Source organism: Desulfocurvus vexinensis DSM 17965 (assembly GCF_000519125.1).
GTDB classification, from domain to species: Bacteria; Desulfobacterota; Desulfovibrionia; order Desulfovibrionales; family Desulfovibrionaceae; genus Desulfocurvus; species Desulfocurvus vexinensis.
On sequence record NZ_JAEX01000005.1, the window covers coordinates 70,198 to 89,306 of the forward strand.

20 protein-coding genes are annotated in these 19,109 nt (G+C 70.4%); 13 read left to right on the forward strand and 7 right to left on the reverse strand.

The window, feature by feature from the left end:
• Nucleotides 1-30 precede the first annotated feature (30 nt).
• Together sppA and G495_RS0105760 are read left to right on the forward strand one after the other, a co-directional pair.
• On the forward strand, nt 31-1,032 hold the full coding sequence (sppA, locus tag G495_RS0105755) for a signal peptide peptidase SppA (RefSeq protein ID WP_051445112.1): 1,002 nt from the start codon (nt 31-33) through the stop codon (nt 1,030-1,032).
• Nucleotides 1,033-1,068: 36 nt separating this feature from the next.
• A complete protein-coding gene (locus G495_RS0105760; RefSeq protein ID WP_028587021.1) occupies nt 1,069-1,275 on the forward strand; it encodes a hypothetical protein in 207 nt (68 codons plus the stop codon).
• 107 nt (nt 1,276-1,382) lie between these two features.
• On the opposite strand, the gene G495_RS0105765 is transcribed toward G495_RS0105760, so the two are convergent.
• The 5 genes from G495_RS0105765 to G495_RS0105790 form a co-directional block, all read right to left on the reverse strand.
• Nucleotides 1,383-2,243 (reverse strand): Mrp/NBP35 family ATP-binding protein, encoded by an 861-nt coding sequence (locus G495_RS0105765; protein WP_028587022.1) that lies wholly within the window; start codon nt 2,241-2,243, stop codon nt 1,383-1,385.
• Nucleotides 2,244-2,516: 273 nt separating this feature from the next.
• Complete coding sequence (locus G495_RS20250; protein WP_051445113.1) at nt 2,517-3,284, reverse strand: NifB/NifX family molybdenum-iron cluster-binding protein; 768 nt, start codon at nt 3,282-3,284, stop codon at nt 2,517-2,519.
• A 168-nt stretch (nt 3,285-3,452) separates the two neighbouring features.
• Nucleotides 3,453-4,784 carry a sigma-54 interaction domain-containing protein gene (locus G495_RS0105780; RefSeq protein ID WP_035251138.1) on the reverse strand — a complete coding sequence of 444 codons (1,332 nt, stop codon included), beginning with the start codon at nt 4,782-4,784 and terminating at the stop codon, nt 3,453-3,455.
• Nucleotides 4,785-4,798: 14 nt separating this feature from the next.
• Complete coding sequence (gene hypB, locus G495_RS0105785) at nt 4,799-5,458, reverse strand: hydrogenase nickel incorporation protein HypB (protein ID WP_028587023.1); 660 nt, start codon at nt 5,456-5,458, stop codon at nt 4,799-4,801.
• Nucleotides 5,459-5,512: 54 nt separating this feature from the next.
• The gene (locus G495_RS0105790) at nt 5,513-5,863 is read right to left on the reverse strand and encodes a hydrogenase maturation nickel metallochaperone HypA/HybF (RefSeq protein ID WP_028587024.1); all 351 of its coding nucleotides are present in this window, start codon (nt 5,861-5,863) and stop codon (nt 5,513-5,515) included.
• Nucleotides 5,864-6,280: 417 nt separating this feature from the next.
• Here G495_RS0105790 and G495_RS0105795 point away from each other — a divergent pair, with 417 nt between their 5' ends.
• The 9 genes from G495_RS0105795 (at nt 6,281) to G495_RS0105835 (ending at nt 15,893) form a co-directional block, all read left to right on the forward strand.
• Nucleotides 6,281-6,934 (forward strand): CBS domain-containing protein, encoded by a 654-nt coding sequence (locus G495_RS0105795; RefSeq protein ID WP_028587025.1) that lies wholly within the window; start codon nt 6,281-6,283, stop codon nt 6,932-6,934.
• The gene (locus tag G495_RS0105800) at nt 6,931-7,758 is read left to right on the forward strand and encodes an ABC transporter ATP-binding protein (protein WP_245588378.1); all 828 of its coding nucleotides are present in this window, start codon (nt 6,931-6,933) and stop codon (nt 7,756-7,758) included. Before G495_RS0105795 ends, G495_RS0105800 begins: the two co-directional genes overlap by 4 nt.
• A gap of 13 nt (nt 7,759-7,771) precedes the next feature.
• On the forward strand, nt 7,772-9,658 hold the full coding sequence (locus G495_RS0105805) for an AMP-binding protein (protein WP_028587027.1): 1,887 nt from the start codon (nt 7,772-7,774) through the stop codon (nt 9,656-9,658).
• Nucleotides 9,659-9,669: 11 nt separating this feature from the next.
• Nucleotides 9,670-10,557: a branched-chain amino acid ABC transporter permease gene (locus G495_RS0105810; protein ID WP_028587028.1), complete on the forward strand. Its 888-nt coding sequence runs from the start codon at nt 9,670-9,672 to the stop codon at nt 10,555-10,557.
• A 3-nt stretch (nt 10,558-10,560) separates the two neighbouring features.
• Entirely contained in the window at nt 10,561-11,610 is a 1,050-nt protein-coding gene (locus G495_RS0105815) for a branched-chain amino acid ABC transporter permease (RefSeq protein WP_028587029.1), read from the forward strand.
• A gap of 60 nt (nt 11,611-11,670) precedes the next feature.
• On the forward strand, nt 11,671-12,837 hold the full coding sequence (locus G495_RS0105820; protein WP_028587030.1) for an ABC transporter substrate-binding protein: 1,167 nt from the start codon (nt 11,671-11,673) through the stop codon (nt 12,835-12,837).
• Between the two features lie 59 nt (nt 12,838-12,896).
• Entirely contained in the window at nt 12,897-13,694 is a 798-nt protein-coding gene (locus G495_RS0105825; protein ID WP_028587031.1) for an ABC transporter ATP-binding protein, read from the forward strand.
• A 666-nt stretch (nt 13,695-14,360) separates the two neighbouring features.
• Nucleotides 14,361-15,632 carry a phenylacetate--CoA ligase family protein gene (locus G495_RS0105830; RefSeq protein WP_028587032.1) on the forward strand — a complete coding sequence of 424 codons (1,272 nt, stop codon included), beginning with the start codon at nt 14,361-14,363 and terminating at the stop codon, nt 15,630-15,632.
• A 9-nt stretch (nt 15,633-15,641) separates the two neighbouring features.
• Nucleotides 15,642-15,893: a hypothetical protein gene (locus G495_RS0105835; RefSeq protein WP_028587033.1), complete on the forward strand. Its 252-nt coding sequence runs from the start codon at nt 15,642-15,644 to the stop codon at nt 15,891-15,893.
• 72 nt (nt 15,894-15,965) lie between these two features.
• On the opposite strand, the gene G495_RS0105840 is transcribed toward G495_RS0105835, so the two are convergent.
• Both G495_RS0105840 and G495_RS17875 read right to left on the reverse strand, forming a co-directional pair.
• Nucleotides 15,966-16,307, reverse strand: coding sequence for an IscA/HesB family protein (locus tag G495_RS0105840; RefSeq protein ID WP_028587034.1), 342 nt, complete (start codon nt 16,305-16,307; stop codon nt 15,966-15,968).
• Between the two features lie 174 nt (nt 16,308-16,481).
• Nucleotides 16,482-16,808, reverse strand: coding sequence for an IscA/HesB family protein (locus tag G495_RS17875; protein ID WP_084457924.1), 327 nt, complete (start codon nt 16,806-16,808; stop codon nt 16,482-16,484).
• Between the two features lie 257 nt (nt 16,809-17,065).
• Here G495_RS17875 and pyrR point away from each other — a divergent pair, with 257 nt between their 5' ends.
• The gene (pyrR, locus tag G495_RS0105850; protein ID WP_028587035.1) at nt 17,066-17,599 is read left to right on the forward strand and encodes a bifunctional pyr operon transcriptional regulator/uracil phosphoribosyltransferase PyrR; all 534 of its coding nucleotides are present in this window, start codon (nt 17,066-17,068) and stop codon (nt 17,597-17,599) included.
• Between the two features lie 58 nt (nt 17,600-17,657).
• Nucleotides 17,658-19,103 (forward strand): M48 family metallopeptidase, encoded by a 1,446-nt coding sequence (locus G495_RS0105855; protein WP_035251210.1) that lies wholly within the window; start codon nt 17,658-17,660, stop codon nt 19,101-19,103.
• Nucleotides 19,104-19,109: the final 6 nt, after the last annotated feature.

Sequence of the window (19,109 nt, forward strand, 5' to 3'; positions counted from 1 at the left end):
GGCGTGCTAGGCTGGGGGCAGGAGGCCGACATGCCTGAGCGATTCCCCCTGCGGGCCCTGGCGCTGTGCCTGCCGCTGCTGGCGGCGGCGCTGCTGGCCGGGTGCTCCGTGTCCGTCAACGCCTTTCGTGACTACGACACCCCCCTGCGCGAGCACGTGCTCTCGGGCAGCGCCCGGGAGAAGATCCTGGTGCTGCCCGTGCGCGGTTTCATCGACCTGGAGCCCGACCAGGGCCTGGCGGCGCGCCGGCCCAGCGTGGTCCAGGACGCGGTGGCCATGCTGCGCAAGGCCGAGGCCGACCCCGACGTGCGCGCGCTGCTCATCCAGGTGGACAGCCCCGGCGGCACCGTGGTGGCCAGCGACATCCTCTACGCCGAGATCATGCGCCTGCGCGCGGCCCGCGAGCTGCCCGCCGTGACGCTGATGATGACCGTGGCGGCCAGCGGGGGCTATCAGGCCGCCCTGGCCGGGGACCATATCGTGGCCCACGCCTCCACGGTCACGGGGTCCATCGGCACGGTGTTCCTGCGCCCCGACGTGAGCGGGCTGATGGGCAAGATCGGCGTGGGCGCCGAGGTCACGCGCTCGGGCCGCCACAAGGACATCGGCTCGCCCCTGCGCGGCTCGACCCCCGAGGAGCGGGCCATCTTCCAGGCCATGATCGACGACATGAACGGGCGCTTCCTGGCCCTGGTGGCCCAGCGCCGGGGGCTTGACCGCAAGGCCCTGGACGATGTAGCCGATGCGCGGGTGCTTACCGCCACCCAGGCCCAGGCCCTGGGGCTGGTGGACGCGGTGGGCACGGCCCACGACGCCCTGGCCCAGGCCCGTGCCCTGGCCGGGCTGCCCGAGCAGGCGCGGGTGGTGGTCTACCGCCGCCGCGCCATGCAGGACGACACGCTGTACAATCCGCCCCTGGCGGCGGCAGACGCCGCCCCGGGGCTGGACCTGGGGCTTTCGCATCTGCTGGGCGTGCCGCGCGCGGGCTTCTACGCCCTGTGGGCGCCCGAATACGGGGCCGGACCCCGCTAACGCCGCCGCCGCGCGCCGCGGCCCGAGGAGGATCGCATGGACGACTGGAAGGTCGCGGGCACCTACCCCGACTACAACGACGAAGCCTATCACGAGTTCAAGCGCTGGAGCGACGTCTGCGAGGACATCGCCCTGTACCCCGAGGCCAACGTGCGTCTGGTCAAGGACGAGCAGGGCGGCGTGCGCGTGGAGATCAGCCGGGCGCTGATCAGCTATTTCGAGGGCACCCCGGGCGAATTCTAGGCCCGGCGGCGCCGTGGGGCGCCTCGGGAAGTGGGAAAACGAAAAAAGCCGGAGGCTTGCGCCCCCGGCTTTTTGTCATGGTCCGGCCCCCGGCGGGGCGCCCGGGCCTAGTTGGCCAGGGCCAGGATGGGCTTGATGATCTCGCCCAGGGCGCGGGCGGTGGCGTTGTCCTGCCCGAGCTTGGCGATGGGGTAGCCCTCGTCGCCGGAGCGGGCGACCTCGGGGTCCAGGGGGATGCGGCCCAGGAAGCGCACGCCCGTCTCCCGGGCCAGGGCCTCGCCGCCGCCGGTGCTGAAGATGTTCTCCACATGCCCGCACTTGGGGCAGGCGTAGCCGCTCATGTTCTCCACCAGTCCGAAGACCTTGTTGCCCACCTGCTCGCAGAAGGTCACCGAGCGGCGCACATCGTCAACGGCCACGCCCTGGGGCGTGGTGACGATGATGGCCTGGGCCTCGGGGCCGATCTCCTGCAGGGCCGAGAGGGGTTCGTCGCCCGTGCCGGGAGGGCAGTCCAGGATCAGGTAGTCCAGGTCGCCCCAGGCCACGTCGGAGATGAACTGGCGGATGAGGCCGGTCTTCACCGGGCCGCGCCAGATCACGGCGTCCTTGGGGCTGGGCAGCAAAAAGCCCAGGGACATGACCCACAGGTTGTTGTTGTAGGCCACGGGCTCGATGTAGTCGCGCTCGATGTGCGGCTGGGTGCCCGCCAGGGAGAGCAGGCGCGGCACGCTCGGGCCGTGCACGTCCACGTCCAGCAGGCCGACCTGCTTGCCTGCCAGGGCCAGGGCCACGGCGATGTTGGCCGCCACGGTGGACTTGCCCACGCCGCCCTTGCCGGACATGACCACCAGCTTGTTGCGGATGCGGCCCAGGGTTTTCTTGATCTTTTCGTCCTGCGGGTTGGTGCCGCAGGTTTCGGGTGTGCAGCCGCTTCCGGCGGAGGAGCAGCCTGCGCATGCGTCGCTCATGGGATTCTCCTTGATGCGAGGGTCTGTGTCTGCGCGTATGGCGCGGTCTTTGCGCGTCTGGCGCGCAGCGGGCGCCGCGCCCGGCCCCCGCAGGGCCGCGCGCGGCGCCGATCATGCCAGTGAACCGTGGTCCGGGCAATGGCAAACCCGGGCCGTGGTGCGCCGGGGGCGGCAATGAGGCGCTGCCGCCCCCGGCGCGGGCGGGGCCGGGGAGTTCGGCCCCGGGCCTGCGGCCGGAGGCGGGCCGCCTGCCCCGGAAAGTCGCCCGGCGCCTCAGCGGCCCCGGCGTCCTCCGCCGCCGCGCCGCAGGCCAAGGCCGCAAGGGCCCAGGCCCCGCCCGGAGCCCCGGCCCGCCAGGGGGCCCTGGGCCGGGATGGCTCCGCGCCCTGCCGGGCCGCGCCGCAGGCCAAGGCCGCAGGGACCCAGGCCCAGGCCGGGCACCGTGGCCGGGCCCTGGGCCATGGCCGGGCCGTTGCCGCGCCCGCCGCCGCCCGTGCCCCGGCCTGCGCCAGCGCCCATGGGACGCCCGGCGCCGCCGCCCGGGCCCAGGCCCCGGCCTGCGCCGCCGCCCATGCCGCGCCCCAGGCCCTGGCCGCCGCCGCCGCCCATGCCGCGGCCACCGCCACCCATGCCGCGGCCACCGCCACCCATGCCCCGGCCCAGGCCCTGGCCGCCGCCCAGGCCCCGGCCCTGGCCCGGGCCGGTCCCGGCGCAGCGGGCGCCGGGCATGGCCAGGCTGGCCAGGGCGTCGCGGCCCACGGCGTCGAGCACCTCGTCCAGCGTGCCGCTGATCCAGGGCTGCACGGCGATGCCGTGTTGGGCCAGCAGGCGCCGCGAGGCGCCGGAAATGCCGCCGCAGACCAGGGTGTCCGCGCCCTTGGCGGCCATGGCCGCGCCCAGGGCCAGGGCGTCGCCCACGGGAACGTCAAGCTCGCCCAGGGGTTCGGCCCGGTCGGGAGTCACGTCGAACAGCCGGAAGGACGCCGTGTTCTCGAACAGCGACGCCAGCCGGTCCTCGTAGCATGCCAGACAGACGATCATGATGCTTTCCTCCGGTTTCAGGGCGCGGGGGTGCGCCCGGTACAGCCAGGAGAAAGCAAGAACGGGGCCTGGAATGAAAACCTAATGAATTTGGTTTGTTGTGGGCTTCGTCATGCGCAAGGCGGGGCTTTCGGGCGAAAAATTCGCCCTACGTCAGGCCGTGCGGGCTTATTTCAAGCCCAACTCACTGGCCCGGCGCAGCAGGCGGCGCAGGGTGTCCTTGGAGACGGCCAGCTCGCGGCAGGCGGCCATGGTCCGGCCCGCGTTGCGTTCCATGGCCGCCAGGGCGGCCAGGCATTTGGCCTGTTCCATGGTCCTGGGGCCGGGGGCGGGCGGCGCCCCGGGGGCGGGGCGCAGGGTCTCGGGCAGGTGCCCGGGCGCGATGAGCCCGCCCGGGCAGAGGATGAAGGCGAACTCGATGACGTTCTCCAGCTCGCGCACGTTGCCCGGGAAGGGGTGGCGCAGCAGCGCGGCCAGGGCCCGCTGGTCCACGCCCTGGATGTCCTTGCCGCGCAGGGCGTTGAACTTGCGCACGAAATGGGCGGCCAGCAGGGGGATGTCGCCGCTGCGCTCGCGCAGCGGCGGCAGGCGCAGCCGGGCCACGTCCAGGCGGTAGTAGAGGTCGCTGCGGAAGCGCCCCCCGGCCACCAGCCGCTCCAGGTCCTGGTTGGTGGCGGCGACCACGCGCACGTCGGCCCGGCGGGTGGCCGTGTCGCCCAGGGGCTGGTAGGTGCCGTCCTGGAGCACGCGCAGCAGCTTGACCTGCAAGGCCGGGGGCATGTCGCCGATCTCGTCCAGGAACAGGGTGCCCCCGTCGGCGGCGGCGAAGCGGCCCGGCTTGTCGCGCCGGGCGTCGGTGAAGGCCCCGGCCTTGTAGCCGAAGAGTTCGGATTCCAGCAGGGTTTCGGGCAGGGCCCCGCAGTTCACGGCCACGAAAGGCCCGTCCTTGCGCGGCGAGAGGTTGTGCAGGGCGCGGGCGAACAGCTCCTTGCCCGTGCCCGACTCGCCCGTGAGCAGCACCGTGGACGGGCTGGCCGCCACCTGGGGCAGGATGGCGAACAACCGCTCCAGGGCCGGGCTTTTGCCCACGATGTCCTCGAAGGTGTAGGAGGCCTCCATGGCCTTGCGCAGCAGGTGCAGCTCGGTCAGGTCGCGGAAGGTCTCCACCCCGCCGAGCAGGGTGCCGTCCGCCGCCGTGAGGGGCGCGGCGCTGATGGACACGGGCACCCGCTCGCCGTCGGCGCGCACGATGAAGATGGAGCGGTTGACCACCGCCGTGCCGTCCTGGATGCAGGCGCGCAGGGCGCAGCCTCCGTCGCACAGGCTGGAGCGGAAGACCTCCCAGCACTTGCGCCCCAGGGCCTCGGCGGGCTCGATGCCCGTGATGCGCGCGGCGGCCCGGTTGAAGAACGTGACGTTCCACTGCGGGTCCACCGTGAACAGCCCGTCGGCCAGCGAGTCGAGGATGGCCTCGCCGGGGAGGCCCTTGGGGAACGGCATCGGCCCTCCCGGGGTCAGGCGGCCTTCTTCTCCCGCACGCGGGCGCGCAGCCAGTCGTACCAGGCGCCCATGCCCTCGCGGGTCTTGCAGGACACGGGGAACACGGCGATGTCCTTGTTCAGCGCGCGGGCGAAGCGTTCGGCGCGGGCCATGTCGAAGTCCACGTAGGGCAGCAGGTCCGTCTTGTTCAGCAGCATCACGGCGGATTCCGCGAACAGTAGGGGGTATTTCTCGGGCTTGTCGTCGCCCTCGGTCACCGACAGCAGGCTGACCTTGTAGTCCTCGCCGACCTCGAACTCGGCGGGGCAGACCAGGTTGCCCACGTTCTCCACGAACAGGATGTCCAGCCCGTCGATGTCGATGGACTCCAGGGCGACCTGGACCATGGAGCTGTCCAGGTGGCAGGCGCCGTCGGTGTTGATCTGCACGGCCTGGGCGCCGGTGGCGGCCACGCGGCGGGCGTCGTTGTCCGTGCGCAGGTCGCCCTCGATGACGGCCATCTTGAACTCCGGGGCCAGGTCGGTCAGGGTGCGCTCCAGGGTGGAGGTCTTGCCCGAGCCCGGGGAGCTGATGAGGTTGAGCACCAGCACCTTGCGCTCGGCAAAGAGCTTGCGCAACTGGGCCGAGATGCGGTCGTTGGCTTCCAGGATGTTGCGGACGACGGGAACTTCCATGACGGCTCCTTTGCGGGGCTTGGATGTGCGGTGGGCGGGCCGGGCCCGGGGCGGCTATTCGGCCTCGATGTTGTCCAGGTACAGCTCCTTGCCCTGGAGCACCTCGTGCCCCAGGCCCTCGCCGCAGGCGGGGCAGGGCATGAACAGGTCGCCCTGTTCGGGCGAGAACTCCTGCGCGCACTGCGAGCAGCGCAGCACGATGGGGATCTCGGCCAGTTCGAGGCGCACGCCCTGCATGGGCGTGCCCAGGGTGCAGGCCTCGAAGGCGAAGGCCAGGGCGTCGGGCACCAGGGCGGCCAGGCGGCCGTGGCATACGCGCACGGCGTGCAGCCGGGTCAGCCCGTGCTTCTCCATTTCTTCCTTGATGATGGCCACAAGGCTTTGGGCGATGGACATTTCGTGCATGGCTCTGGCTGTGTACTGGAAAAAGGGCCCGGCGTCCAGACGGGTCCGGCCCCGGGGGCGGCGTCCGCGCGCCCTGAGCCCGGAGTGTGCGTTCCGGCCCCCGGGGCGGGCCGTCATTGCGCGCGCAGACGGTTTCCACCCCGGCTGCCGCAGGGCGCCCGGCAACGCCCGGCGCATGCACCGGCGGCGCAAAAGATGCAGAAAGCTCTTGACTTGCGTCCGCACTTCGGGTTTCCTTGGCCCCACACACCACCATGTTTGCCGTCTTCCTACTATAACGTTTTCCCCCCGGGGCCGGCCGCCGTTTACGGCGCGATTCGGTCCGTTGGCGGAAAAACGGCGGCAAATGTCCTGACTTCTTCTTACGCTCCCGACTGAACCATATCCCCCGGGCCGAGCCGGGCAAGGAGACGCGCCATGTACGTCGGGCTCAAGATGCTTACGGATGTCGTGACCATCACTCCCGCGACGCTGGTCAAGGACGCCGACAGGCTCATGGACGAGCATCGGCTGTGGATGCTCATGGTCAAGCAGGGCGAGCACCTCGTCGGCTCCGTCAGCCGCGAGGACGTGCGCAAGGCTCTGCCGTCCAACGCCACCACCCTGGCGCGCCACGAGCTGAACTACCTGCTGGCCAAGCTGACGGTGGACAAGATCATGCAGCGCGAGGTGGTCCGCGTGCCTCCGGAAACGGAAATCGAGGAGGCCGCCGAGATCATGCACCGCAAGAACCTGCACGGCCTGGCCGTGGTGGATGGCCAGGACCGCCTGCTGGGCTACATCAACCGCAACGTGATGCTCGACGTGCTGGTGGAGGAGATGGGCCTGCGCCAGGGCGGCTCGCGCATCGTCATCGACGTGGAGGACCGCACCGGCGTCATCCACGAGGTCTCGGGCATCATCAAGGATATGGGGGTGTCCATCATCGCCACGGGCACCTTCTTCCACGACGGGCGGCGCATCGTGGTCGTGCGCGTGCAGACCGACGACCCCACGCCCATCGCCAAGCGTCTGGTGGAAGTCGGCTACACCCTGGTCGGCCCCGACCACTTCAAGGGGACCTGGTCGTGAGCGCCGCCGCGGCCCCCCCCGCCGAGGACCGCGTGGCCCAGGCCGCGCCGCTGCTCGAAGTCCGCGACGTGACCCTGACCTTCCGGGGCCTGGCCGCGCTGCTGGGCGTGGGCTTCACCGTGCCCGAGGGCGCCATCGTCTCGCTCATCGGCCCCAACGGCGCGGGCAAGACGAGCATGCTCAACTGCATCAGCGGACGCTACCGGCCCGACCAGGGCGCCATTAGCCTGGGCGGGGTGCCCCTGCTGGGCATGAAGACCCACCAGCGCACGGCTCACGGCCTGTCGCGCACCTTCCAGAACATCGCGCTGTTCCGGGGCCTGTCGGTGCTGGACAACCTGATGGTCGGGCGCCACGGGCGCCTGGGCTACGGGCTGCTGGCCGCCATGCTCTACTGCGGCAAGGCCCGCCGCGCCGAGGACGCCCACCGCCGCCGCGTGGAGGAGGTCATCGACTTCCTGGGCCTGTCGCCCTACCGCCACCAGGTGGCCGGGCGGCTGCCCTACGGCGTGCAGAAGCGCGTGGAGCTGGGCCGGGCCCTGGCCGCCGAGCCCCGGCTGATCCTGCTCGACGAACCCATGGCGGGCATGAACCTGGAAGAGACCGAGGAAATGGCCCGCTACATCCTGGATATCAACGAGGAATGGGGCGCCACGGTGCTGCTTGTGGAGCACGACATGGGCGTGGTCATGGACCTCTCCGACCGGGTGGTGGTGCTGGATTTCGGCCAGGTGCTGGCCAGCGGCACGCCCGCCGAGGTCTCCGCCAACCCCGACGTGGTGGCCGCCTATCTGGGCAGCGACGCCGCCTATGCCGGGCGCTAGACAAGGAGCGCGTGTGAGCAAAGCCTACGAGACGACGCTGCCCCGCCTGCTGCTGGACCAGGCCGAGCGCCACGGCGGGCGCACCGCCCTGCGCGAGAAGCAGTGGGGCGTGTGGCAGGCATTCTCCTGGAACGACTGCCTGACGGCCAGCGCCGAATTCGCCGCCGGGCTGCGCGCCCTGGGCCTTGGCCGGGGCGACATCGTGGTGCTCATCGGCGACAACCGCCCCGAGTGGCTGTGGGCCGAGCTGGCCATCCAGGGCCTGGGCGGCGTGGCGCTCGGGCTCTACCAGGACGCCCCGGCCCAGGAGATCCTCTATATCCTGGAGCTTGCGCAGGCAAAGGTTGTTGTCGCCGAGGACCAGGAGCAGGTGGACAAGCTGCTCTCCCTGCGCGCGGAGCTGCCCGGGCTGGCCCACATCGTCTACCACGACCCCAAGGGCCTGGCGGGCTGCCAGCAGCCGGGGCTGGCCAGCTTCGACGCCGTGCGCGACATGGGCCGGGCCCGGGCCGGGGAGTTCGCCGCCTGGGTGGCCGAGGTGCGCCCCGAAGACCCCTGCCTCATCGCCACCACCTCGGGCACCACCGGGCGGCCCAAGCTGGCCATGCTTTCGCACCGCAACATGCTCTCCATGGCCTGGAACCTGGGCCAGGCCGACCCCAAGCGCCCCGGCGACGAGTTCGTGTCCTTCCTGCCCCTGGCCTGGATGGGCGAGCAGATGATGGCCGTGGCCTCGGCGCTGCTCTTCGGCTTCACGGTGAACTTTCCCGAAGAGCCGGACACCGTGCAGCAGGACATCCGCGAGATCGGCCCGCACCTCATCTTCTCGCCGCCGCGCGTGTGGGAAAAGCTGGCGGCCACGGTGCAGGTGCGCATCATGGAGACCACGCCCCTCAAGCGCCTGCTGTACAACACGGTGTTCCCCTGGGCCGAGGCCCGCGCCGACGCCGTGTTCGCCGGGCACAGGCCCGGGCCCTGGGTGGCCCTGAAGTACCGCCTGGCCCAGTGGCTGCTGCTGCGCGCCCTGCGCGACCGGCTGGGATTTTCGCGGCTGCGCAGCGCCTCCACCGGCGGCGCGGCCCTGGGGCCCGACACCTTCCGCTTCTTCCACGCCCTGGGCGTGAACCTCAAGCAGATCTACGGCCAGACGGAAATCGCGGGCATCTCCTGCATCCACCGCGACGGCGCCGTGGACTTCGACTCCGTGGGCGAGCCCATTCCCGAAACGGAAATTCGCATCGCCCCGGACGGCGAGATCCTCTCGCGCAGCCCGGCGGTGTTCCTGGGCTACTACCGCAACGAGCAGGCCACCAGCGAGACCCTGGCCGACGGCTGGCTGCGCTCGGGCGACGCGGGCTACTTCAACGACAAGGGCCAGCTGGTGGTCATCGACCGCGTCAAGGACGTGATGCACCTGGCGGACGGCACGCGCTTCTCGCCGCAGTTCCTGGAAAACAAGCTCAAGTTCTCGCCGTATGTGCGCGAGGCCGTGGTCATCGGCCAGGGGCGCGAGACCGTGGCGGCCATCGTGTGCATCGACGCCAGCATCGTGGGCCGCTGGGCCGAGTCGCGGATGATCACCTACACCACCTACCAGGACCTGGCGGCCAAGGACGAGGTCTACGAGCTGGTGCGCGGGGCCATTGCCGCCATCAACGCGACCCTGCCCGAGGCCGTGCGCATCGCGCGTTTCGCCCTGCTGTTCAAGGAGCTGGACGCCGACGACGGCGAGCTGACCCGCACGCGCAAGGTGCGCCGCTCCGTGGTGGCCGAGCGCTACGCCGAGGTGGTCGAGGCCCTGTACGCAGGCGGCGCCAGCGTGGCCCTGACCACCTGCATCCGCTACCAGGACGGCAGCGCCCGCGAGATGTGCGGCACGCTGAAACTCATGGACGTCTAGCCGGGGGAACCATGGAATACTATCTCCAGCTCGTCATCAACGGCCTCGTGGTCGGCAGCATCTATTCGCTGGTCGCCCTGGGCTTTGTCATCATCTACAAGGCCACCAAGGTCGTGAACTTCGCCCAGGGCGAGCTGGTCATGGCCGGAGCCTACGTGTGCTTCTCGCTCACGGTGCAGTTCCAGGTGCCCTTCCTGGCGGCGTTCCTTATGACCCTGGTCTTCTCCGTGGTCCTTGGCCTGGCCATCGAACGGCTGGTGCTGCGCCCGCTCATCGGCGAGCCCATCATCAGCGTGATCATGGTCACGGTGGGCCTGTCCAGCGTGCTCAAGGCGCTGGTGCAGCTTTTGTGGGGCACGCAGCTGCGGGCCTATCCGCAGGTGCTGCCCCAGGAGCCGGTGTTCATCGCCGGGCTGCCCGTGTCGCCGGTGTACATCGCGGCCTTCGCCCTGTCGGCGGTGCTGTTCCTCGTGTTCTCGGCCTTCTTCAAGTATTCGCGTCTGGGCGTGGCCATGCGCGCCACGGCCCTGGACCAGCAGGCCGCCCAGAGCATGGGCATCGGCATCAAGAACATCTTCGCCCTGTCGTGGTGCATCGCGGCGGTGGTCTCGTCCATCGGCGGCGTGATCCTGGGCAATATCAACGGCATCAACTCCCAGCTCGGGCACCTGGGGCTCAAGGTCTTCCCGGCGGTGATCCTGGGCGGGCTGGACAGCCTGCTGGGCGCGGCCCTGGGCGGGCTGATCATCGGCGTGCTCGAAAACGTGTGCGACGGCGCCGCCAAGGACCTGTTCGGCCTGGGCGGCGTGCGCGAGGTCGCGGCCTTCGTGGTCCTGGTGGTCATCCTGATGATCCGGCCCTACGGCCTGTTCGGCACCAAGCAGATAGAGAGGGTCTAGGGCATGTCCAACGGCAAATGCGGCTTGTTCTTCACCAGCTACCGGGCCGAGGACCAGCTCCTGCCCAGCCGCTTCCAGAAGGGCTCCCTGGCCCTGTTCCTGGCGGCGCTGTGCGCGGCGCCGCTGGTGCTGGGCTCCTACCACGTCTCGGTGCTGTGCCTGATCAACATCGCCGTCATCGGCGCGGTGTCGCTCAATCTGCTCACGGGGTTCTGCGGGCAGATTTCCCTGGGCCACGGGGCCTTCATGGGCGTGGGCGCCTACGCGGCGGCCCAGTTCTCGGCCATGGGGCTGCCGTTCGCCGCGGCTCTGGGCCTGGGCGGGCTGGTGGCCGCCGTGGTGGGCATGTTCTTCGGCATCCCCTCCCTGCGGCTCAAGGGCATCTATCTGGCCATCGCCACCCTGGCGGCGCAGCTGATCCTCGAATACGTCTTTCTGCACTGGGACGGCGCCACCGGCGGTTCCAGCGGCCTGGCCGTTGACCCGCCGGTGATCCTCGGCCTGGCCTTCGACTCCGACACGCGCATGTTCTACCTGACCCTGGCCGTGGCCGCCCTGGCGGTGCTGGCGGTGGCCAACCTGACGCGCACGCGCCCGGGCCGGGCCTTCGTGGCCGTGCGCGACCACTACCTGTCCGCCGAGATCGTGGGCGTGAACCTGTTCGCCACCAAGCTGGCGGCCTTCGGGGTCAGCTCGTTCATGGCCGGGGTGGCCGGGGGGCTGTGGGCCCACTACACCATGTACATCACCCCCGAGCAGTTCAACATCGGGCTGTCCATCAGCACCCTGGCGATGATCATCATCGGCGGGCTGGGCAGCGTGCTGGGCAGCGTGCTCGGCGCGGCCTTCATCGTGCTGCTGCCCGAGGTGCTCAACTCGGCGGCCTCGGCCCTGGGCGGCGTGCTGCCCGGGGTGGCCATGCACCTCATGGCCATGAAGGAAGGCATCTTCGGCCTGGTGCTCGTGCTGTTCCTGCTCTTCGAGCCCGAAGGGCTGGCGCGGCGCTGGCGGCTGACCAAGGCCTACTGGAAGCTGTATCCGTTCGCCCACTAGGCGCTGTGCCGTGGGCGGGGCGATTCGGGAACGGGATCATATCACGGGAGGAACGCGATCATGAAACGCATGGCAACCATCGTGGCGGCGGCGGTGCTGGCCCTGGCCCTGGGCGGCATGGCCCAGGCCCAGGACATCCGTATCGGCGTACTGTCCGACCTGTCCGGGGCGACCTCGGCTGTGGGCGTGCCCTACGCCGAAGGCATCAAGGCCGCCGTGGCCTACATCAACGGCCAGGGCGGCATCGAGGGCAGGCCGCTGGTCATCTCGCAGGTGGACTACGCCTACAACGTGCAGCAGGCCCTGGCGGCCTACAAGCGTTTCAAGGCCGAGGGCATGGTCGCCCTGCAGGGCTGGGGCACCGCCGACACCGAGGCCCTGACCAAGTTCGTTTCCAAGGACGAAATGCCTACCTGGTCGGCGTCCTACTCCGCGCACCTGACCGACCCGGCCATCGCGCCCTACAACTTCTTCGTGTGCGCCGACTACTCCACCCAGATGCGCGCGGCGCTCAAGTTCCTGCGCGACGGCTGGACCGAGGCCCGCGCGCCCAAGGTCGCCTTCATCTTCCCCGACCACCCCTACGGCCTGTCGCCCATCCAGGCGGGCAAGGACTACGCCGCCGAGCTGGGCTTCGAGATCGTCGGCCAGGAAAACGTGGACCTCAAGGCCATGGACGCCACCACCCAGCTGCTGGCCCTGCAGAAGCTGGAACCCGACTTCTGCTGGATCGGCGGCACCACCCCCTCCACCGCCGTGGTCCTCAAGGACGCCCGCAAGCTGGGCATGAAGACGGTCTTTTTCGTCAACATCTGGGGCAACGACGAGAGCCTCATCGACCTGGCCGGGGAGGCCGCCGAGGGCGTGTACGGCCTGCAAGGGGCGGCGGCCTACGGCGATGACGTGCCCGGCGCCGCGCTCATCCGCGAGCTGACGGGCGGCAAGCCGGTCATGACCCACTACCTGCGCGGCTTCGCCTCGACCCTGGTCATGGCCGAGGCCATGCGCCTGGCGGCCCGGGAGGGCAAGCTCGACGGGCCCGGCATCCGCGCCGCCGCCGAGACCATGCGCGACTACGACCCCATGGGCCTGACCCCGCCGGTGAGCTATTTCCCGGGCGACCACCGGGCGACCATGGCCGCGATGATCTACCGCGTGGAGGGCGGGGCCCTGGTCAAGGTCGCCTCGCCCCAGCTGGAGCGCAAGGCCGAATGGCTGGGCAAGTAGCACGACACGACCCCGGGGGCGGCGGCCCCGCCCCCGGGGCGCAGCAGGCGGAGCAGTGCGTGGAACTCCTGAAGGTCGAGAACGTCGAGGTCGTCTACAACGACGTGGTGCTGGTGCTCAAGGGCCTGTCCCTGGGCGTGGAGCAGGGGCGCATCACGGCCCTGCTGGGCGCCAACGGCGCGGGCAAGTCCACCACCCTCAAGGCCATCTCGGGCCTTCTGGCGGGCGAGGACGGCGAAATCACCGCCGGGGCCGTGGTCTACGACGGCCAGCCCGTGCACAAATGGGTCCCCGAGCGCATGGTCCGCGCGGGCATCTTCCAGGTCATGGAAGGGCGGCGCGTGTTCGAGGACCTGACCGTGGAGGAGAACCTGCGCTGCGGGGCCTTCACCCGCCCGCGCAAGGAGTACGCCGCCGGCCTGGAGCGCGTTTACGGCTACTTCCCGCGGCTGGCCGAGCGGCGCAGGCAGCTGGCGGGCTTCATGTCCGGCGGCGAGCAGCAGATGCTGGCCATCGGCCGCGCGCTCATGGCCAGCCCGCGCCTGTTGCTGCTCGACGAGCCCTCCCTGGGCCTGGCGCCGCTGCTGGTGGAGGAAATTTTCACCATCGTGCGCCGGGTCAACGAGGTCGAGGGCGTGACCGTGCTGCTGGTGGAGCAGAACGCCCGCGCCGCCCTGGGCATCGCCGACCGGGGCTACATCATGGAGACCGGGCGCATCGTCATGGAAGGCAGCGCCGCCGAACTGCTGAACAACCCCGACGTGCAGGAATTCTACCTGGGCATGGGCCACGCCGGGCAGAAGCGCAGCTACCGCGACGTCAAGCATTACCGCCGACGCAAACGCTGGCTCGGCTAGCACAGGGCGGGGGGCGGATCTTTTTCCGCGGGGCGGCGTCAGGGCGCCGAGGGGGTTGTGCGGCGTATGGGAATACGCCTCCGCCCCCCTGCGGCCCCCTTCCTTGCCGCGCGAAAAAATCTCCGCCCCCGGCCCTGCGCGTCGTGCGCGTCCTGGGGGAGGGGAGGGGAAGGGGAGTGCTTGGGGCGGTGCTGGTCCCTTTGGGCGGGTTTTCGCGGGGGAGGGGGATTGCGCGGGGCGGCGCTGGGGCCTTGGGGCGGGTGTTTGCGGGCGGGGCTGGGCGCAGAAGTGTTCGTGTCGGCGTGGAGTTTGCCGCTTTGCGGGGCCTGCGCGGGGCGGCGCGTGTGGGCCGGAGGGCAGCGGGCGTAGCAGGCCGCTATGACCTTTTTCCACGGGGCGGCGTCAGGGTGCCGAGGGGTTGTGCGGCGCAGGGAACACGCCTCCGCCCCCGGCCCTGCGCGTCGTGCGCGTCCTGGGAGAGGGGAAGGGAGCGCGCGGGGCGATGGTGGTCCTTTTGGGCGGGTGCGTGTGGGCGGGGCCTGCGCCTTGCCCGTGCCGTCGCGAATATCTTGGATTTTTTGGCGGCCCCGTGCTAGGGGCTGGTGGGGGCCCGCGCCGGGCGCGGGGCCGGGAACGGTGACGCACGCTATGCCTGGAGGAGGGCCCATGACCTTGTTGTCCGAGCGGATGAACGGCCACTGGAGCGCGCTGGAGACCCTGGGCGCGCAGGAGCGCGTCGCCCATGTCTGGGGGCGGCTGGAGCGGCTGCTGGAAACGGCCTGGGAGCACAGCGCCGAGCTGCGCGAGCGCATGGACGGCGCGGGGCTGACCCTGTCGGACATCGGCGCGCTGGACGACTGGGCGCGCATTCCCGTGCTGCGCAAGAAGGACCTCGTGGCCCTGCAAAGCCGGGGGCCGCGCCTGGGCGGGCTGCTGGCCTGCGAGCTGGGCGATCTGGCGCGCATCTACCAGTCGCCCGGGCCCATCCTGGACCCCGAAGGCTCCGGCCCGGACTACTGGGGCTGGACCGAGGGCTTCCACGCCGCCGGATTCCGCCGCCGCGACGTGGTGCAGATGACCTTCTCCTACCACCTGACCCCGGCGGGGCTGATGCTCGAACAGCCCCTGCGCGCCATCGGCTGCGCCGTGATCCCCGCCGGGCCGGGCAACACCGACAAGCAGATCGAGCTGCTGACCACGCTGCCCGTCACCGGGTTCGTGGGCATGGCCAGCTACCTGCGCGTCATTGCCGACAAGGCCGTGGCCCAGGGCCTCGACCTGCGGCGCGATTTCAAGCTCCAGGTGGCCTTCGTGGCCGCCGAGCGGCTGCCCGAGAGCCTGCGCCAGGGCCTGGAGGCCGATTTCGGGATGCTCGTGCGCCAGGGCTACGGCACGGCGGAACTGGGCTGCGTGGCCTACGAATGCCCGGCCCTGGGCGGGATGCACGTCGCCAGCCGCTGCCATGTGGAAATCTGCGACCCGCAGACCCACCAGCCCCTGCCCCCCGGCGAGGTCGGCGAGGTGGTGGTCACGCCGTTCACCGACGCCTACCCCCTGGTGCGCCTGGCCACGGGCGATCTGTCGCGGCTGGTGGCCGAGCCGTGCGCCTGCGGGCGCACCTCGCCCCGGCTGACGGGCATCCTGGGCCGCGTGGACGATACGGCCAAGGTCAAGGGCCAGTTCGTGTACCCGGCCCAGGTGGCCGGGGTGCTGGCGGGCTTCCCGGCGGTGGCCGCGTGGCAGGTGGTGGTCACCAACCCCGGCGGGCGCGACCGGCTGGCCCTGCGCCTGGACATGCGCGCCGAGGTGGACCGCGAGGCCCTGGTCCGGGCCTTCCAGGACGTCATCAAGCTGCGCCCGGAGCTGGAGATCGCCGGGCCCGGGCAGGCCATCGAACCCGGTGCGCCCCCCCTGGTGGACCGCCGGACTTTCGGGTAGAAGGGCCCCATGAGCGACGACACCCCCAAAGCCACCGGCCCTGCCCCTGCCCCCGACCCCATGACCCTGGCCGAGGCCCTGGACCTGCTGGGTGTGGACGCCCTGCCGGGGCTGGACGGTGCCTCGGGGCGGGAATTCCTGGAGAGCATGGCCCGCATGCGCCAGGACGAGGGCGAGGCCTGGATCCGCGACAACCGCGAAGACCTGGTGGCCCTGTGGGCGGCCATGCTCGCCGCCCCGCCCCTGGACGACCCGCAGTAGCCTTTCGGTGCGCCAACACAAAGGGCGACCCCTTGCGGGGCCGCCCTTTGTTGCGTGCGCGAGGGGCGCGGCTCAGCCGCAGCCGCAGCCGCCCGAACCGGCGGAGCCGCACGAGGACGCCGAGGAGCAGCCGCAGCCGCCGCCCAGTTGCAGGCTGGAGTCCACGGTGAAGCCGGTGTAGGTCACGTCCACCTTCACGGGCTTGGCCTCCTCCAGCAGCGCCTTGTTCATGACGAAGGTGATGCCGCCTTCGAAGTCGAAGCTCGCGTCGTCGTCACGTTTTTCGTCCAGCGCCAGGGAGAGGCGCGGGCCGGAGCACCCGCCCGGCGCCAGGAACACGCGCACGGCCTCGGGAGTTTTGTCCTTGAAATAGTTGACGAGTTCGGTGCGGGCCGCGTCGGTCAGTTCGAGCATGGATGCCTCCTGGGTGGGAACCCGGGGTTGGTGTTGAGGCTTCAAACTAACCAGGGTTCGGCGATTGTCAATGCTATTGATAGGAATCATCGATTGGGCCGCCGGGCATAGGGCGGCAACGAAAAAGGCGGCCCCGGGGGGCCGCCTTGATGGCTGGTGCTTGGCCGGGGGCGCCTAGCAGCTGCAACTGCCGCTGGAGCAGGAGCCCGAGGAGCCGCAGCCGCCGCCGCCCAGCTGCAGGCTGGAGTCCACGGTGAAGCCGGTGTAGGTCACATCGACCTTCACGGGCGCGGCGCTTTCCAGCAGCGACTTGTCGATGACGAAGGTGATGCCGCCGTCGAAGTCGAACACGGAGTCGGTTTCTTTTGGCTCATCCAGAGCCAATGACAGGCGCGGGCCAGCTCAGCCGCCCGGGGCGAGGTAGACCCGGATGGGGGAGATGCTCTTGTCGCTGAAATAGGACAGCAGCTCCTCGCGGGCCTTGTCGGTCAGTTCAAACATGGGTCCTCCAGATGGATGGGCAGAGTGGTCGAGGCAGACCGGCGCAGGGCGGGGCCGTTGCCGGGCCAGTGGGCAGATGTAAGGGCCCGGGCCCGGGTTGTCAAGATATATAGATAGAAATAATCCTATTCGATAGATATATCAAATAACACGGCTGCCCGGTTGCGGGCCCGTGTTGCAATGCCCGCAGAGATTCCGTATCGTCCAGGGATGTTGCACCCGGCGCCTTGCGCCGCATTCCACCAGGAGACACGCATATGAGCAAGACCAGGGTCGTGATGAACGCCACGGAGATCGGGCGGACCATGGACCGCCTCGCCACCGAGATCATCGAGCGCCATGCGGACTGCGAGAACCTCGTGATCCTGGGCATCCAGCGGCGCGGGGTGGACCTCGCCCGGCGCCTCAAGGCCGCCCTGGACGCCAAGCTCGGGCGCGACATCCCCCTGGGCCTTCTGGACATCAACCTCTACCGCGACGACTGGACGACCCTGGACGTGCAGCCCCAGATCAACAAGACCGAGATTTTCTTCGACATCGACGACACGCGCATCGTGCTGGTGGACGACGTGCTCTTCACCGGGCGCACCATCCGCGCGGCCCTGGAGGCGGTGCTCGACTTCGGGCGGCCCGAGCGCGTGGAGCTGCTCGTGCTGGTGGACCGGGGCCACCGCGAGCTGCCCATCCACGGCGACTACGTGGGCGCGCGCGTGGAAACCCGGCGCGGCGAGCATGTGGACGTGTTCCTGGACGAGCGCGACGGGCGCGAGGAAGTGGTCCTCGTCGGCTAGGCGCAGCGTTTCCCGCAGCCGGGCCCCGGGCCCGCGACCGGAAGGCACCATGCCCCTGATGGCGGATTGTTCCCTGACGCGCCGGGCCCTGGCGGCGCTGCTGGCCCTGGCCGTGGGCCTGGGCTGCCTGCTGGCGCCTGCCCCGGCCCGGGCGGCCCTGTTCGGCTCCTTCAGCATCGAGGACGAGCGCGAGCTGGGCAAGAAGTACCACACCATGATCCGCGCCCACTACCCGGTGGTGGACGACCCCGAGATCGTGTCCTACGTGCGCTCCCTGGTGGAGCGCATCTACGAGCAGTTGCCGCCCCAGCCCTTTCCGCCCAACACCACGGTCATCCGCAACTCGGCCCTCAACGCCTTCGCCACGCCCGGCGGCTACGTCTACGTGTTCACCGGGCTGATCACCGAGCTGGAGCACGAGTCCGAGCTGGCGGGCGTGCTGGCCCACGAGCTGGCCCACGTTTCCCAGCGCCATGTGGCCAAGCGCATCGAGCAGATGCAAAACGTCCAGCTCGGCATGCTCGCCGGAATGCTGGCGGGCATGTTCCTGGGCACCGCCGGGGGCGGCTCGAACATGGGCGAGGCCAGCGAGGCGCTGATGATCGGCTCCATGGCCGCCGGGCCCACGGCCATGCTCAACTACAGCCGCATCGACGAGCGCGAGGCCGACCAGGTGGGCATGAACTTCCTGGTGGCCTCGGGTTTCCGCCCCGACGGCATGATCGGCTCCTTCGAGAAGATCCGCCGCAAGCAGTACCTGGCGGGCAGCTCCGTGCCGCAGTACCTGTCCACCCACCCCGACGTGGCCGAGCGCATCGGCTACCTGCAGGACCGCGTGAACCGCCTGGAGCCCGAGGTGCGCGACCGGCCCCAGCAGGACGCGCGCTTCACCCGCATCAAGACCCTGGTGCGCGCCCGCCACGCCGACCCCGAAGCCGCCCTGGGGGCCTTCGCCCAGGGCCAGGGCGACCCGGGCCTGTTGGCCATGGGCCGGGGCATCGTCCACTCGCGGCGCAACCGCGTGGCCGAGGCGGCGGCGGCCTTCGACGAGGCCCTGGCCGTCTCCCCCGAAGACGCGCTGGTGCTGCGCGAGGCCGGGGCCTTCCACTACCGCAGCGGCGACGCGGCCAAGGCCGCCCGCTACCTGACCAAGGCCAGCATCCTGAACCCCCAGGACCTCATGGCCCTGTTCTACCTGGGCCGCCTGCAGGCCGACGCGGGCCAGACCGAGCGCGCCGTGGGTTACTTCCGGCGCATCCTGGAGGCCCTGCCCGAGGACTCCGAGGTCCACTTCCACCTTGGGCGGACCCTGGGCGGCGCGGGCGACCCCTTCTCCGGGCATCTGCACCTGGCCTATGCGGCCATCTACGGGCTGGACCGCAAGCAGGCCGAATTCAACCGCAAGAAGGCCCAGGCCCTGGCCAAGACCGACGCGCAGAAGAAGGAGCTCGAAAAGCTCGAAGAGGTCTACAAGTCGCGCGAAGAGTTCTGGAAGCGCGGCTGAGGGCGG

What these genes read in the sequence shown, in the direction of transcription:
- sppA (WP_051445112.1), top strand. Translation starts at nt 31, where the DNA reads ATGCCTGAGCGATTCCCCCTGCGGGCCCTGGCGCTGTGCCTGCCGCTG.
- G495_RS0105760 (WP_028587021.1), top strand. Translation starts at nt 1,069, where the DNA reads ATGGACGACTGGAAGGTCGCGGGCACCTACCCCGACTACAACGACGAA.
- G495_RS0105765 (WP_028587022.1), bottom strand. Translation starts at nt 2,243, where the DNA reads ATGAGCGACGCATGCGCAGGCTGCTCCTCCGCCGGAAGCGGCTGCACA.
- G495_RS20250 (WP_051445113.1), bottom strand. Translation starts at nt 3,284, where the DNA reads ATGATCGTCTGTCTGGCATGCTACGAGGACCGGCTGGCGTCGCTGTTC.
- G495_RS0105780 (WP_035251138.1), bottom strand. Translation starts at nt 4,784, where the DNA reads ATGCCGTTCCCCAAGGGCCTCCCCGGCGAGGCCATCCTCGACTCGCTG.
- hypB (WP_028587023.1), bottom strand. Translation starts at nt 5,458, where the DNA reads ATGGAAGTTCCCGTCGTCCGCAACATCCTGGAAGCCAACGACCGCATC.
- G495_RS0105790 (WP_028587024.1), bottom strand. Translation starts at nt 5,863, where the DNA reads ATGCACGAAATGTCCATCGCCCAAAGCCTTGTGGCCATCATCAAGGAA.
- G495_RS0105795 (WP_028587025.1), top strand. Translation starts at nt 6,281, where the DNA reads ATGTACGTCGGGCTCAAGATGCTTACGGATGTCGTGACCATCACTCCC.
- G495_RS0105810 (WP_028587028.1), top strand. Translation starts at nt 9,670, where the DNA reads ATGGAATACTATCTCCAGCTCGTCATCAACGGCCTCGTGGTCGGCAGC.
- G495_RS0105815 (WP_028587029.1), top strand. Translation starts at nt 10,561, where the DNA reads ATGTCCAACGGCAAATGCGGCTTGTTCTTCACCAGCTACCGGGCCGAG.
- G495_RS0105820 (WP_028587030.1), top strand. Translation starts at nt 11,671, where the DNA reads ATGAAACGCATGGCAACCATCGTGGCGGCGGCGGTGCTGGCCCTGGCC.
- G495_RS0105830 (WP_028587032.1), top strand. Translation starts at nt 14,361, where the DNA reads ATGACCTTGTTGTCCGAGCGGATGAACGGCCACTGGAGCGCGCTGGAG.
- G495_RS0105835 (WP_028587033.1), top strand. Translation starts at nt 15,642, where the DNA reads ATGAGCGACGACACCCCCAAAGCCACCGGCCCTGCCCCTGCCCCCGAC.
- G495_RS0105840 (WP_028587034.1), bottom strand. Translation starts at nt 16,307, where the DNA reads ATGCTCGAACTGACCGACGCGGCCCGCACCGAACTCGTCAACTATTTC.
- pyrR (WP_028587035.1), top strand. Translation starts at nt 17,066, where the DNA reads ATGAGCAAGACCAGGGTCGTGATGAACGCCACGGAGATCGGGCGGACC.
- G495_RS0105855 (WP_035251210.1), top strand. Translation starts at nt 17,658, where the DNA reads ATGGCGGATTGTTCCCTGACGCGCCGGGCCCTGGCGGCGCTGCTGGCC.